15 protein-coding genes are annotated in these 12180 nt (G+C 62.6%); 4 read left to right on the forward strand and 11 right to left on the reverse strand.

The window, feature by feature from the left end; translation table 11 throughout:
• Positions 1 to 3: 3 nt before the first annotated feature.
• The 6 genes from LHFGNBLO_RS23905 to LHFGNBLO_RS23930 all read right to left on the reverse strand — a co-directional run bounded on the left by LHFGNBLO_RS23905 (position 4) and on the right by LHFGNBLO_RS23930 (position 4784).
• The gene (locus tag LHFGNBLO_RS23905; protein WP_258601773.1) at positions 4 to 819 is read right to left on the reverse strand and encodes a phosphatidate cytidylyltransferase; all 816 of its coding nucleotides are present in this window, start codon (positions 817 to 819) and stop codon (positions 4 to 6) included.
• A gap of 11 nt (positions 820 to 830) precedes the next feature.
• Positions 831 to 1550, reverse strand: coding sequence for an isoprenyl transferase (locus LHFGNBLO_RS23910; RefSeq protein WP_258601774.1), 720 nt, complete (start codon positions 1548 to 1550; stop codon positions 831 to 833).
• 33 nt (positions 1551 to 1583) lie between these two features.
• Positions 1584 to 2138 (reverse strand): ribosome recycling factor, encoded by a 555-nt coding sequence (gene frr, locus LHFGNBLO_RS23915; protein WP_258601775.1) that lies wholly within the window; start codon positions 2136 to 2138, stop codon positions 1584 to 1586.
• A gap of 100 nt (positions 2139 to 2238) precedes the next feature.
• Positions 2239 to 2961, reverse strand: a complete 723-nt coding sequence (gene pyrH / locus LHFGNBLO_RS23920) for a UMP kinase (RefSeq protein WP_258601776.1) — start codon at positions 2959 to 2961, stop codon at positions 2239 to 2241.
• A 153-nt stretch (positions 2962 to 3114) separates the two neighbouring features.
• A complete protein-coding gene (locus tag LHFGNBLO_RS23925) occupies positions 3115 to 4224 on the reverse strand; it encodes an aldo/keto reductase (protein WP_258601777.1) in 1110 nt (369 codons plus the stop codon).
• A gap of 32 nt (positions 4225 to 4256) precedes the next feature.
• Complete coding sequence (locus LHFGNBLO_RS23930; RefSeq protein ID WP_258601778.1) at positions 4257 to 4784, reverse strand: nuclear transport factor 2 family protein; 528 nt, start codon at positions 4782 to 4784, stop codon at positions 4257 to 4259.
• Between the two features lie 115 nt (positions 4785 to 4899).
• Here LHFGNBLO_RS23930 and LHFGNBLO_RS23935 point away from each other — a divergent pair, with 115 nt between their 5' ends.
• Positions 4900 to 5838, forward strand: a complete 939-nt coding sequence (locus LHFGNBLO_RS23935) for a LysR family transcriptional regulator (protein ID WP_258601779.1) — start codon at positions 4900 to 4902, stop codon at positions 5836 to 5838.
• A gap of 9 nt (positions 5839 to 5847) precedes the next feature.
• Here LHFGNBLO_RS23935 and tsf read toward each other — a convergent pair whose 3' ends face one another.
• The 5 genes from tsf to LHFGNBLO_RS23960 form a co-directional block, all read right to left on the reverse strand.
• The gene (gene tsf, locus LHFGNBLO_RS23940) at positions 5848 to 6768 is read right to left on the reverse strand and encodes a translation elongation factor Ts (RefSeq protein WP_258601780.1); all 921 of its coding nucleotides are present in this window, start codon (positions 6766 to 6768) and stop codon (positions 5848 to 5850) included.
• A gap of 118 nt (positions 6769 to 6886) precedes the next feature.
• Positions 6887 to 7669, reverse strand: a complete 783-nt coding sequence (rpsB, locus tag LHFGNBLO_RS23945; protein ID WP_258601781.1) for a 30S ribosomal protein S2 — start codon at positions 7667 to 7669, stop codon at positions 6887 to 6889.
• Between the two features lie 177 nt (positions 7670 to 7846).
• The gene (locus tag LHFGNBLO_RS23950) at positions 7847 to 8458 is read right to left on the reverse strand and encodes a LysE family translocator (RefSeq protein ID WP_258601782.1); all 612 of its coding nucleotides are present in this window, start codon (positions 8456 to 8458) and stop codon (positions 7847 to 7849) included.
• Positions 8455 to 8733, reverse strand: coding sequence for a DUF4031 domain-containing protein (locus LHFGNBLO_RS23955; protein ID WP_258601783.1), 279 nt, complete (start codon positions 8731 to 8733; stop codon positions 8455 to 8457). The genes LHFGNBLO_RS23950 and LHFGNBLO_RS23955 overlap by 4 nt, the downstream gene beginning before the upstream one ends.
• Positions 8734 to 8745: 12 nt before the next feature.
• Complete coding sequence (locus tag LHFGNBLO_RS23960) at positions 8746 to 9573, reverse strand: cell envelope integrity EipB family protein (RefSeq protein ID WP_258601784.1); 828 nt, start codon at positions 9571 to 9573, stop codon at positions 8746 to 8748.
• A 139-nt stretch (positions 9574 to 9712) separates the two neighbouring features.
• On the opposite strand from LHFGNBLO_RS23960, the gene LHFGNBLO_RS23965 reads away from it, so the two are divergent.
• Genes LHFGNBLO_RS23965 through LHFGNBLO_RS23975 form a run of 3 tightly spaced genes read left to right on the forward strand, consistent with a single transcriptional unit; the run spans position 9713 to position 12170 of the window.
• Positions 9713 to 10177 (forward strand): RidA family protein, encoded by a 465-nt coding sequence (locus tag LHFGNBLO_RS23965; protein ID WP_258601785.1) that lies wholly within the window; start codon positions 9713 to 9715, stop codon positions 10175 to 10177.
• A gap of 7 nt (positions 10178 to 10184) precedes the next feature.
• Positions 10185 to 10913, forward strand: a complete 729-nt coding sequence (locus LHFGNBLO_RS23970) for a glycerophosphodiester phosphodiesterase (RefSeq protein WP_258601786.1) — start codon at positions 10185 to 10187, stop codon at positions 10911 to 10913.
• A gap of 42 nt (positions 10914 to 10955) precedes the next feature.
• Positions 10956 to 12170, forward strand: coding sequence for a GNAT family N-acetyltransferase (locus tag LHFGNBLO_RS23975; protein ID WP_258601787.1), 1215 nt, complete (start codon positions 10956 to 10958; stop codon positions 12168 to 12170).
• The last annotated feature ends 10 nt before the right edge of the window (positions 12171 to 12180 follow it).

Genomic DNA, 12180 nt, shown 5'->3' on the forward strand with positions numbered 1-12180 from the left:
CGCTCAAGCCGGAAACAGCCCCTGCGCCGGATGGTCGGCGGTCGCCGAAATCCACCCGATGACGTATAGGGCCAAAGCCGCCGCGACAAGCCCGTCCACCCTATCCATGACGCCGCCATGGCCCGGTATCAGTACGCCGGAATCCTTGCGGCCGTGACGGCGCTTGACCCAGGATTCGAAGAGGTCTCCGGCCTGGGAGACGATCGACAGCACCAGCGCAACCAGGCCAAGGACGCCAAGATTGCCGGCTCCGGCAGCAGCAGCCAAAAGCAGGCCAGCGATCACGCCGCCGGCAGCGCCGCCAAGCGCGCCGCTCCTTGTCTTGCCGGGTGAAATCGACGGCGCCAGCTTCGGGCCGCCAACAGCGCGGCCGACGAAATAGGCGAAAATGTCGGTCGCCCATACCACCGCGAACAGGAACAGGATCGCCACCAGTCCGGAGCGGTCGCCGTCGCGCAACAGCGCCAGCGAAAGACCGGAAACGGCGGCATAGGCAAGGCCGGACGCATCCCACTGCGTCGTCGCGCGTATTTGAGCGCTGACAGCGGTGATGACGACCAAGGCTATGACAAGGGGGAGCAACCATGCCGCCGGCAAGCCGGCAACCAGGGCACCGACGAAAACCAGAAGCAGCGCTTCCGGCAGCAAGCCGAGCCCGGTAGCGGCGACGGGCCGGGACATGCGCGTCCATTCATAGAAGATCACTGCCGACATGGCGGCGCAAAGCAAGCGGAACGACAGCCCGCCCAGCCAGGTCAGACCAAGGGCGATGGCGGCCAAAACGACAGCCGAAACAACGCGAAGCTGAAGATTGCTCATCGCGCCGCCGGTCACGAAGCGACGTCTTGAGCGGCAAGCCCGCCAAAACGACGCTCGCGGCCGGCAAAATCGCGCAGAGCATCGGCCAGGTGCTCGCGGCTGAAATCGGGCCAGTAGCAAGGCAGGAACACGAGCTCGCTATAGGCTGCTTGCCACAACAGGAAGTTCGACAGCCGAAGCTCGCCGCTGGTGCGGATGACCAGCTCCGGGTCGGGAATGCCTTCGGTGTCGAGAGCGCCGGCAAAGGACTCGGCTGTGATCGCCTCGCTGTCGAGTTCGCCGCGCGCCACGGCTGCGGCGAGCTTGCGCGCCGTGCGCACGATCTCGTCGCGTCCGCCATAGTTGAAGGCGATGATCAGGGTCAGCGCCTCGTTGCCCGATGTCAGCGATTCGGCCTCTTCCAGCAGGCCCCTGATGTCAGGCTGAAGCCCTGCCCTGTCGCCGATGATTCTGACCCGGACACCGCTCTGATGCAGTTCTGCAAGATCGCGGCGGATGAACAGCTTCAACAAGCCCATTAGGTCGCTGACTTCGGATTTCGGCCGCGACCAGTTTTCCGAAGAGAAGGCGTAGACGGTCAGGAACGAGATGCCGAGACCTGGAGCGGCACGTACCGTCTTGCGCAGCGCCTCAACGCCGGCGCGGTGGCCGGCAAGCCGCGGCATGCCGCGTGCCTTGGCCCAGCGTCCGTTTCCATCCATTATGATCGCGACATGCGCGGGCGTTGCCATGTTCTCGCTTTCGGGCCAGCCGACGGCCAGACCCTAAACCTGCATTATTTCCGCTTCCTTATCGGAAAGCAGGTGGTCGATGGTGCTGATCGTCTCGTCGGTGAGTTTCTGGACCTGGTCGGAGCGCTTGCGATGATCGTCCTCGCTGATATCGCCGTCCTTTTCCGCCTTCTTGAGAAAATCCATGCCGTCGCGGCGGACATGGCGCACGGCGACGCGGGCGTTCTCTGCATAACCATGCGAGATCTTGACCAGCTCCTTGCGGCGCTGTTCGTTCAGCTCGGGCAGCGGAATCCTGAGATTGGTGCCGTCGACGATCGGGTTGAAGCCGAGATTGGATTCGCGGATGGCGCGATCGACTGCGCCGACCATCGATTTGTCCCAGACCGAGACCGAGATCATGCGCGGCTCCGGCACCGATACGTTCGCCACCTGGTTGATCGGCATGGTTGTGCCGTAGGCCTGGACCTGGATTGCATCGAGCAGGTTGCTGGAGGCGCGGCCGGTGCGGAGCGAAGCCAGGTCGTGCCTGAACGCGGCGATCGCGCCATCCATGCGCCGCTTGAGATCGTCGAACTCACCACTCATCATTGTCTCCTCAACCCGTTGGCCCGGGTTCACTGCTTAGGGGCACACCCCGTGTTCAATCCCGAAAAGCTGGTTCCCTTTTTCGGGATTATGGTCCGGATCAGTCGTCCGCGACGACCGTACAGCGGCCACCGCCCCTCAGAATGTCGCCAAAACCACCCTTTTCGTGGATCGAATAGACGATTATCGGAATGTTGTTTTCGCGCGCAAGTGCTATCGCGGCCGTATCCATGATCGAAAGGCCTTTGTTGATGACTTCGGCATGGCTGATGCGCTCGTAGCGCGTCGCGTTCGGATCCTTCTTGGGATCGGCCGAATAGACACCGTCGACCTGGGTGCCCTTGAACAGCGCGTCGGCGCCGATCTCCGCGGCGCGCAGGGCTGCAGCCGAATCGGTGGTGAAGAATGGATTGCCGGTGCCGCCGGCGAAAATGACGACCTTGCCCTGGTTCATGTAGGCGGTTGCCTGGCGCTGCGAAAAGCTCTCGCAAAGCTCGGGCATGGCGATGGCCGACAGCACCACGGCGTCGACGCCGATCTTGTTGAGCGAGGTACGCAACGCCAGCGAGTTGATGATGGTGGCGAGCATGCCCATGTGGTCGCCTGTGACGCGGTCGCCGCCCTTGGACGCAACGGCCACGCCGCGAAAGATGTTGCCGCCGCCGATGACGACGCCGACCTCGATGCCCAAGGCGCGGGCCTCGGCGATGTCGGCGGCGATGCGATCGACGACCGAGACATCGATGCCGAAATGCTGTTCGCCCATCAACGCTTCGCCCGACGCTTTCAGCAAGACACGTCGGTAGAGGGGCTTTGCCGTCATCTGGTTCCTCGAAAGTCTCGGCGCTGCAAATCGGGAGGCGAAACCCTGCCCCGCATCACCTGGCGGTCTGTCATGATGCGTTGACCCGATACACGAAGGGCGCGGCGATGTCACGCCGCGCCCTGCCGCAAATTCCCGGGCTGCTTCGACCGATCAACTGCTGGTGATGCTGACGGGCTCGCCCTCGACAATCACCGGCGGCGCATAGCCGGAAGGCTTGTCGCCGGTCACGACGCCGCCGGTGACGCGTGTCTGTATCTCTGAACCGAAATAGGAATGGGGAAATGGCGCCGGGGACCAGCTGACCGAATCCAGCCGCTCCCTAAGAACGGTGGGGATCGAGAAGTCCAGCGCTCCGAGATTGTCCTGCAGCTGACCGAGCCTCGTCGCTCCCAGGATGACGGCAGCGACGCCCGGCTGTGTCGCCACCCAGTTGAGCGCGACCTGGGGCATGCTGCGGCCGAGCTCGACCGCAACGTTTTCGAGTTCGGCCACGATCGTCCAATTGCGCTCCGTGAATTTCTGGAATCCAGGATGGGTGGTGTTGCGGAAGCCATCGAGCCGGCCAACATTTCCGATCTGGGTTGGGCGGTATTTGCCGCTAAGCAGCCCGCTGGCCAGCGGGCTCCACACCATGATGCCTGCCCCGTGGCGCGTGCCGAAAGGCACGAATTCGTGCTCGATCGTGCGCTCGACGAGGGAATATTCGAGCTGCAAGGCTGACACCGGCTCGTAGCCGCGCAATTCAGCAATCGCCTGCGCCCGGCCGGCATACCAGGCCGGCACGTCGGACAGGCCGATATGGCGCACCTTGCCCGCTCGGACGAGATCATCCAGCGTGCGCATGACCTCCTCGGCCGGCGTCAACCTGTCCCAGACATGCAGGAGATAGAGGTCGATATAGTCCGTGCCCAACCGCCTGAGCGAAGCGTCGACCGCGCGCATGATGTTCTTGCGCCCGTTGCCGCCGGCGTTCGGATTGCCGGGTTCCGCATTCATGGTGAACTTGGTGGCGATCACGGCTCTGTCGCGCAGTCCGCGCTCGGCCACGAATTCGCCCAGCCAGGCCTCGCTGGTGCCGTCGGTATAAAGGTCGGCGGTGTCGAAGAAATTGCCGCCCGCCTCGACATAGGCGTCGAACATTGCGCTCGCGGTTTCCTTGTCCGCTCCCCAACCCCAAGCGGTGCCGAAGGTCATCGTGCCCAGCGCCAGTCGGCTAACCCGGAGGCCGCTGTTGCCGAGGCTGTAATAAGTCATCGTCATGATTTTGTTCCTGATCCGATGGATGCCGCAGTTCACTGGCCGGGGGTCGTCTTGACCCAGGGATTGCCGCGCTCATGCGTCATGCGGAATGTGAAGCCGTCCACTGTCCAGCCCACTCCGGAACGGCCCAATCGGTGCTCGTAGGTGCCCCAGACTTCCCAAAGCGGGTCGCCATTGCCTTCCATCCGGTTCCAGGCATAGCCGTTCGAGGAAACCGTCGCCCTGTCGCCATCGATAACGACTTGGTGGTTGGTGCGCAGATGCAGGCTTGTCTTGCTGCCCCTGAGGTTCGCTGCCCAGGTTCCGATCAGGTCGTCCGAGGCGATGGTGGCCGGAGGCTGTCCGCTCAAGCTGCTGAAGTCCACGGAAACGCTGTCTGCAAAATAACTGCGGGCGAGCTTCCAGTCCTGAGCGTCGACAGCGCGGTCGATGGCGTCGGCGATGCGGATGACGGCGCGCTCGTCGGCGTACGCCATTTGCCGGGATGGTTCAGCCCCGCCGGCATCGACTGGCGCCAGCGCAATACCCGCCGCGAAGGTGGCATTCTTCAATGCATTCATGTCTCTTCTCCTCTGCGCATCGGCCCGCAGCCGATCTGTTGGCGACAATGTGTGCCAACGCACTGGCATCGATAAGATTGCATTGTTCGCAATGACTATGCGATATTGCTCATGAATGCATCGAGACCTTCTCAACCATCTGCCGGTCGTCGTCGCCGTTGCCCGGCGCGGCGGATTCGCGCTTGCCGCCGCCGAACTTGGCATGAGTCCGTCCGCGGTCAGCCATGCTGTGCGCCTCGTGGAGGAGCGAGTGGGCCAGCCCTTGTTCGCGCGCACGACGCGCAGCGTCTCGTTGACCGAAGCCGGCAAAGCGCTGGTGGAGACGGCCGCCCCTGCCCTCCAGGATATTGCTGAGCGGATGGATCGCATCCGCGGCATCAAGGGCCGGCCCGCTGGCCTGCTCAGGATCAACGCCTCCAATATCGCGATCCCCTTGGCGGTGACGCCCGTGGTCGCGGCGATGGCGGAGCGCTACCCAGATGTGACGGTCGAGATATTCGCCGACCAGGGTCTCGTCGATATCGTCGGAGAAGGGTTCGACGCCGGCATCAGACTAGGCGAGATGATTGCGCAGGACATGGTCACGGTCCGGCTCACGCCTGCCTTCAACGTCGTTATCGTTGCTTCGCCGGCATATATCGGACGGCATGGCCGCCCCGGCAGCGTGGCCGAACTCGCAAACCACAATTGCATTGGCTATCGGCTTGTCCGCAGCGGCGCCCTCTATCGCTGGGATCTGTCCGAGGGTGGCAAGGATGTCGTGGTGGAGACGCGCGGCACTGCCATCGTCACGGATTCGCTTGCCGCGATCGACCTGGCGCTTGCCGGGGTCGGCCTTGCCTATGTGTTCGAGCCGCTGGCGCGCGCCCACATCGCCGCGGGCCGCCTCGTGCAGGTTCTGCCGCAATCAGCCATCGATGAGCCGGGGCTGTTCCTCTATTTCCCGCGCCGCGCGGCGATGGCGCCGAAGCTCAGGGCCTTCATCGACACCGCACAAGAAATCGGCCGGGCATCCTTGCGGACACCCGGCCGAAAAATCTCTTCAGAAAGTTAGGTTTGCGACCTATTTCTTGACCGCCGCCGCGACTTCCGCCGCGAAATCGGTCTCTTCCTTCTCGATGCCCTCGCCAAGCGCGAAGCGCAGATAGGCGGTGATCTTGGCCGGCGCGCCGATCTCTTTTTCGGCATCCTTGAGCGCCTTCTCGACGGTGATGTCGGGATTGAGCACGAAGGCCTGCTTAAGCAGCACGACTTCTTCGTAGAACTTGCGCAGACGGCCCTCGACCATCTTTTCGATGATCGCCTCAGGCTTGCCGGACTGGCGCGCCTGGTCGGAGAAGATCGCCTTCTCGCGCTCGACCGCTGCCGGATCGATCTGCTCTGCGGTCAGCGCCATCGGGTTCGTGGCGGCGACATGCATGGCGACCTGACGCCCAAAGGCGTTGGCGGCATGCTCATTGCCCGTGGTTTCGATGGCAACCAACACGCCGATCTTACCGAGGCCGTCGGCAACCGCGTTGTGGACGTAGGTGGCGACCGCACCGTGCGGAACGGTCAGCTTGGCCGAGCGGCGGAAGCCCATGTTCTCGCCAATGGTGCCGACAGCGTCCTTGATGGTGTCGGCAACCGATTTGTCCGAACCCGGGTACTTTGCGGCAGCCACTGCTTCTGTCGTGCCATAAGCGAGCGCCACCTTGGCCACGTTGGCGACGATTTCCTGGAAAGCTGCGTTGCGGGCAACGAAGTCGGTCTCGGAATTGACCTCGACGACTGCAGCCTCGCGCACGCCATTGTCGACGCCGATGAGACCTTCAGCGGCGGTACGGCCAGCCTTCTTGTCGGCCTTGGAAATGCCCTTCTTGCGCAACCAGTCGACGGCTTCTTCCATGTTGCCGTTGGTCTCGGTCAACGCCGCCTTGCAGTCCATCATGCCCGCGCCGGTCAAGTCGCGGAGTTCTTTGACCTGTGCAGCCGAAATGCTCATTGTCGCCTCTTCGTTTTAAAATGCACCGACGCACCACCGAATCTCGATGATGCGTCCAGCGCCAGCGCTTAGCGCGCCAAAATATAGGAAAGATGAAGGCCGGAACCGGCCTTCGCTGTTATGCTTCGGGGGTCTCGGCCGCCGGGGTCGGATCGAGCGCCGGTTCGACCGGAGCCTCGACCGAGGCGCCGATGTCGACGCCGAGCGCGCCCTGCTGGCGGGCAATGCCGTCAAGAGCTGCCTTGGCGATCAGATCGCAATAGAGCTGGATGGCGCGGGCCGCGTCGTCATTGCCGGGGATCGGGAAGTCGATCTTGTCCGGATCGCAGTTGGAATCGATGATGGCGACGACCGGGATGCCGAGACGCTTGGCCTCGAGGATGGCGATCGCTTCCTTGTTGGTGTCGATGACGAACATCAGATCGGGCGTCGAGCCCATGTCCTTGATGCCGCCCAGGGCCTTGGACAGCTTCTCGCGCTCACGATCGAGGTTGAGGCGCTCCTTCTTGGTGAGGCCCTGAGCCTCGCCGGCCAGCATCTCGTCGAGCTTGCGCAGACGCGAGATCGAATTCGAGATCGTCTTCCAGTTGGTCATCATGCCGCCGAGCCAGCGGGAGTTGACATAATACTGGGCCGAGCGCTGCGCGGCATCGGCGACGATGTCGGACGCCTGGCGCTTGGTGCCGACGAACAGCACGCGGCCGCCCTTGGCAACGGTGTCGGAAACCTGCTTCAGCGCCTGGTGCAGCAAAGGCACCGTCTGCGAGAGGTCGATGATGTGGATGTTGTTGCGGGCGCCGTAGATGTAGGGCGCCATTTTCGGGTTCCAGCGGTGGGTCTGGTGGCCGAAGTGAATGCCAGCTTCCAAAAGCTGGCGCATGCTGAAATCAGGCAGAGCCATTCTTAGTTCCTTTCCGGTTAGCCTCCACGGACACAGGCATTTTCGGATCCAGATCCTCGAACGCCACCGGAGGTTTCAGCCGGATTTCTCCCGGGCAGACACCAAAGTCCGTGTGTGGAATGAGCGCGCATATAGAGGGGATGTGCGACAAACGCAAGCGCTGTGGCGTCTCGCGGCTCAGCGTGCGGCGATCAGCGCACCGGTGCCAATCATGGCGCCACCGGCAAACCTGTTCATCAGGCGCATGCGCCTTGGCGTCCTGAACCAGCCCGAGGCCCGCCCGGACAGTGCTGCATAGACGCCCATCGTGACAATGTTGACGCTGACCACCACCGCAACCACGAGCAGGCCGTCGGCCAAGGTCATGGTGTTGAGGTCGAGGATCAGCGGCATGATGGAAGCGTGGAACAGGATCGCCTTGGGGTTGCCCAGTGCGATGGAGGCACCGAGGAAAAACGAGCGGGACAGCCTTGGCTGCGTTGCCTGGGGCCCATTCGATTGCGCGGCGGCCGACCGCCACATCCTGATGCCGAGAAAGACCAGATAAGCGGCACCGGCATATTTCAGGACGAGAAAAACCCATTCGAAGGTCTGGGCCAGCGCCACGAGGCCGAGCAGCGCCAAGGTGACCAGCACCGCGTCGCCGGCGGCGATGCCGACACCGGCCATGAAAGCTCTGATGAAGCCACGCGAGACGCCATTGGCTATGACCGTGAACATCGCCGGGCCGGGCGTGGCGGCGGCAAGCGTGATCGCGGCGCAATAGGCCAGGAATGCCGTCAATGTCATGGTCGTATCTTCCCTTTCGGCACCCGGACACGCCGGAAAATCGCGACAATCTCCTCGCGGCTGCACTCGATCGCGCCGAGCCGCACCGCGCGGTCGCGCTCGAAGCCGGTAATATCATAGTGCGGCGCCGACGTCTTCGGTGGCCCCTGATAGGATGAGCGCTTGATGCCGAGCTGTGCTGCAAAGCGATGCAGTTCGTCAGTGTCGTCGGCCATCAGGTGGCACCAGCGATGGCCGACCCATTTCCAGATCGCCGCGTCGACATAGACCGCCATGGCTTGGCGGCACTATTTCGTCGGACAGGCTTTCGACTGATCGAACAGCGACAGGTCGACCAGCTTGCCGGTCATCGAGAAATCGCCATAGTCCATGACCATGTCGCGCGTAATGCCGTTCTCGTGCAGCTTGAAGCTGATCCGGTATTCCGGCACCTCTTCGCCTGACTTGTCGGTGTCGTCGAAATAGGCGATGTCGACCGGCCAATATTTGTCGGTTGCGAGCTTCGCCAGCGCCGGCGCTTCCAGATCAGCCTTGTCGGCATCGGTCTTCTTGCCTACGACGACAGTGGTGGTCATCACCTTGTTGGCATCTTCCGAGCCGTCGAAAAGGTTGGTTTCGTAGAAATTCTCGCCCTTTTCGGCCTTGCCGATCAGTTCGACCAGATGCTGGGTCGGGAACTGGGTGGCAGCCAGTTCGACGCTGTTCTTCTCGGGCTTGTCGATCTCGACCTTGAGCCCCTTCGTCTCCTTCGTTGCGGTGCCCTTGACCTCCTTGTCGAGGTTCTGGTCGACGAAGGATTTGGTCACGAACGAGAAGGTCTTGCCTTCGGCATCCTCGAAAGTGGTCGTCTGCTGGTCGGTCAGCCGCGTGTTGTCGTTGGTGACGATCTGGGTGACCATGCGGAACTTCACCGTGTAGCCTTCGCAAGCCGAGCCGTTGAACTCATAGACCATGCGCCCGGAAATGCCGGTGATGCCGGAGCGATCCGACGCCTTGTTGAGGGTGATGTCATAGACGGCGCGATGCGCCTGCAGTGCCGGCACAGCGAAAGCCGGCGCCATCGAGAAGACCGCTGGCAGCAGAACGGCGTGGAAGGCAAGGCGCGTTGCGCGCATGAGGTGCTCCAATCATCGCGGCTGATGGCAGGCCCGCAGGGAAAGATGGTCCAGCTTAAAAAAAGTCGTGGCGGAAGCGAGGCAAAAATAGCAATTTCGGCCCGGCCGGCGCGGCGTCATCAAGCAATAGGGAAATACCATGAGTGAAACAATCGAAAAGCGGCTAAGCGATCTCGGCGTGACGCTTCCTGTCGCCGCAGCGCCCGCCGCCAACTACGTGCCCTATTGCAGAACCGGCAACCTGCTGTTCACCGCCGGGCAGTTGCCGCTGAAGGAGGGCAAGCTGCAGGCGAGCGGCCTGATCGGTCGCGACGTCGATACCGCAGCCGGCAAGGAAGCGGCAAAATATTGCGCCATCAACATATTGGCGCAGGCCAAGGCCGCTCTTGGCGACCTCGAGAAAATCCGCCGCCTGGTGAAGATCACCGTCTTCGTCGCCTCGGCGCCGGATTTCATCGAGCAGCATCTGGTTGCCAACGGCGCTTCGGATTTTCTGGTCGCCGTGCTCGGCGATCGCGGCAAACATGCCCGCTCCGCCGTCGGCGCCGCCTCCCTGCCGCTTAATGCCGCAGTGGAAATCGAAGCGATCTTCGAAGTCGAATGAGCCTGACATGACAGATCTTTCCTGGCTGACCGCCCGGCCCGTTGCCCATCGCGGCTTTCACGACATGAACAAGACGCGCTGGGAGAACACGCTTTCCGCCTTTGCCGCGGCAGCCGAGCGCGGCTATGCCATCGAATGCGACGTGCATCTGTCGTCGGACCGCATTCCGGTCGTCATCCATGATGGCGACTTGAAGCGGTTGACCGGACAGGATGGTTTCGTGTGGCAGCGGACGGCTGCGGAGTTGATGACACTCAAGGTCGGCGGCACATCAGACCATTTGCCGACGCTGCAGCAAGCGCTCGACCTGGTCGACGGTCGCGTGCCGATGGTCGTCGAGCTGAAGGGCGCACCCGGCCACGACGAAGGCCTGGTGGCGAGTGTCGGCAAGATGCTCAAGCGCTACAAGGGCAAGGCGGCGATCATGTCGTTCGACCATTGGCTGATCCGCGATTTCCCGAAACATGCGCCAGATATCCCGGGCGGACTGACGGCCTATGGCAAGGATAACCAGTTGATCGAGGCGCATTTCGCCATGCTGGCGCACGACATCGCCTTCACCTCCTATGCCGCCGGCGACCTGCCGAACCCGTTCGTCAGCTTTGTGCGCGAAAAGCTTGGGATGCCGGTGATCACCTGGACCGTGCATGACCAACCGGCTGTGGACCTGACCTTCAGATATGCCGACCAGATGACGTTCGAAGGGTTCGAGCCCGATCTTGTTCAGGTCGCCTGAAAGCGGGCTTGTACGGGCCCGCACGGAGCTTAAATAAGCCTCATGGATCAAGGTGATGAAGGCGATGGGCGAACGGTCGAAGCAGCGTATTCGGTCCGCGTCGCCGCCGGCATCAGCGCCTTCACCTGCGATGAATGGAACGGCTTCGACGGCACCACACGCGCCGATACGAAAAACGGCTACAACCCTCTCGTTTCCTTCGCTTTTCTGAGCGCGCTGGAGGATTCCGGCTGCGCGGTGCGGCGCACCGGCTGGCAAGGTCATCACCTCAGGCTGGAGACAGCCCAAGGCAAACTCCTCGGCGCGGTCCCCTGTTACCTGAAATCGCACAGCCAGGGCGAATATGTCTTCGACCATGGCTGGTCCGACGCGTTCGAGCGCGCCGGCGGGCGCTACTACCCAAAACTGCAATGCGCGGTGCCGTTCACGCCCGTCACCGGCCCTCGCCTGCTGGTCAGCAAAGGCGAGGACAGCGCTGCCGTGAAGGCTGGCCTCGCCGCCGGCCTGAAGGCCGTGACGGACAAGCTCGGCGTGTCTTCCGCGCATGTCACCTTTGCGCCCGAGACAGACATCGAAGCGCTGGAAGCGGCCGGCTTCCTGCATCGCACCGACCAGCAGTTTCACTTTTTCAACGAGGGGTTTTCGAGCTACGACGACTTTCTTGCCACGCTGGCCTCGCGCAAGCGCAAGGCGATGAAGAAGGAGCGGCGTGAGGCGCTCGCCAACGGCATCTCAATCGACTGGCTGACCGGCAAGGATCTGACCGAAAAGGCCTGGGACGACTTTTTTGCCTTCTACACGGATACCGGCAGCCGCAAATGGGGTCGCCCCTACCTCAGCCGGGAATTCTTCTCGCTGATCGGCGAGCGCATGGCCGACGACATCCTGCTGGTGATGGCCAAGCGCAACGGACGCTACATTGCCGGCGCCATCAACTTCATCGGTTCCGACGCGCTCTACGGGCGTAACTGGGGCTGCATCGAGGACCACCCCTTCCTGCATTTCGAGGTTTGCTATTATCAGGCGATCGACTTCGCCATCGACCGCAAGCTGAAGGTGGTCGAGGCCGGCGCGCAAGGCGAGCACAAGCTGGCGCGCGGCTATCGGCCGGTGACCATGCATTCGGCGCACTACATTGCGCATCCAGGCTTGCGCAATGCGGTGGCCGACTATCTGAGGCGTGAGCGGCGCGAAGTCGAGCGGATGGGTGAATATCTGGAAGAGCATACGCCGTTCCGCAAGGATCTAGCGGAGTAGCGAGCCGCCT

The organism is Mesorhizobium sp. AR10 (assembly GCF_024746795.1).
GTDB lineage: Bacteria > Pseudomonadota > Alphaproteobacteria > Rhizobiales > Rhizobiaceae > Mesorhizobium.

Bases quoted from the DNA above. Each gene is read 5' to 3' on its own strand.
- LHFGNBLO_RS23905 (WP_258601773.1), bottom strand. From the start codon at position 819: ATGAGCAATCTTCAGCTTCGCGTTGTTTCGGCTGTCGTTTTGGCCGCC.
- LHFGNBLO_RS23910 (WP_258601774.1), bottom strand. From the start codon at position 1,550: ATGGCAACGCCCGCGCATGTCGCGATCATAATGGATGGAAACGGACGC.
- frr (WP_258601775.1), bottom strand. From the start codon at position 2,138: ATGAGTGGTGAGTTCGACGATCTCAAGCGGCGCATGGATGGCGCGATC.
- pyrH (WP_258601776.1), bottom strand. From the start codon at position 2,961: ATGACGGCAAAGCCCCTCTACCGACGTGTCTTGCTGAAAGCGTCGGGC.
- LHFGNBLO_RS23925 (WP_258601777.1), bottom strand. From the start codon at position 4,224: ATGACGATGACTTATTACAGCCTCGGCAACAGCGGCCTCCGGGTTAGC.
- LHFGNBLO_RS23930 (WP_258601778.1), bottom strand. From the start codon at position 4,784: ATGAATGCATTGAAGAATGCCACCTTCGCGGCGGGTATTGCGCTGGCG.
- LHFGNBLO_RS23935 (WP_258601779.1), top strand. From the start codon at position 4,900: ATGCATCGAGACCTTCTCAACCATCTGCCGGTCGTCGTCGCCGTTGCC.
- tsf (WP_258601780.1), bottom strand. From the start codon at position 6,768: ATGAGCATTTCGGCTGCACAGGTCAAAGAACTCCGCGACTTGACCGGC.
- rpsB (WP_258601781.1), bottom strand. From the start codon at position 7,669: ATGGCTCTGCCTGATTTCAGCATGCGCCAGCTTTTGGAAGCTGGCATT.
- LHFGNBLO_RS23950 (WP_258601782.1), bottom strand. From the start codon at position 8,458: ATGACATTGACGGCATTCCTGGCCTATTGCGCCGCGATCACGCTTGCC.
- LHFGNBLO_RS23955 (WP_258601783.1), bottom strand. From the start codon at position 8,733: ATGGCGGTCTATGTCGACGCGGCGATCTGGAAATGGGTCGGCCATCGC.
- LHFGNBLO_RS23960 (WP_258601784.1), bottom strand. From the start codon at position 9,573: ATGCGCGCAACGCGCCTTGCCTTCCACGCCGTTCTGCTGCCAGCGGTC.
- LHFGNBLO_RS23965 (WP_258601785.1), top strand. From the start codon at position 9,713: ATGAGTGAAACAATCGAAAAGCGGCTAAGCGATCTCGGCGTGACGCTT.
- LHFGNBLO_RS23970 (WP_258601786.1), top strand. From the start codon at position 10,185: ATGACAGATCTTTCCTGGCTGACCGCCCGGCCCGTTGCCCATCGCGGC.
- LHFGNBLO_RS23975 (WP_258601787.1), top strand. From the start codon at position 10,956: ATGGATCAAGGTGATGAAGGCGATGGGCGAACGGTCGAAGCAGCGTAT.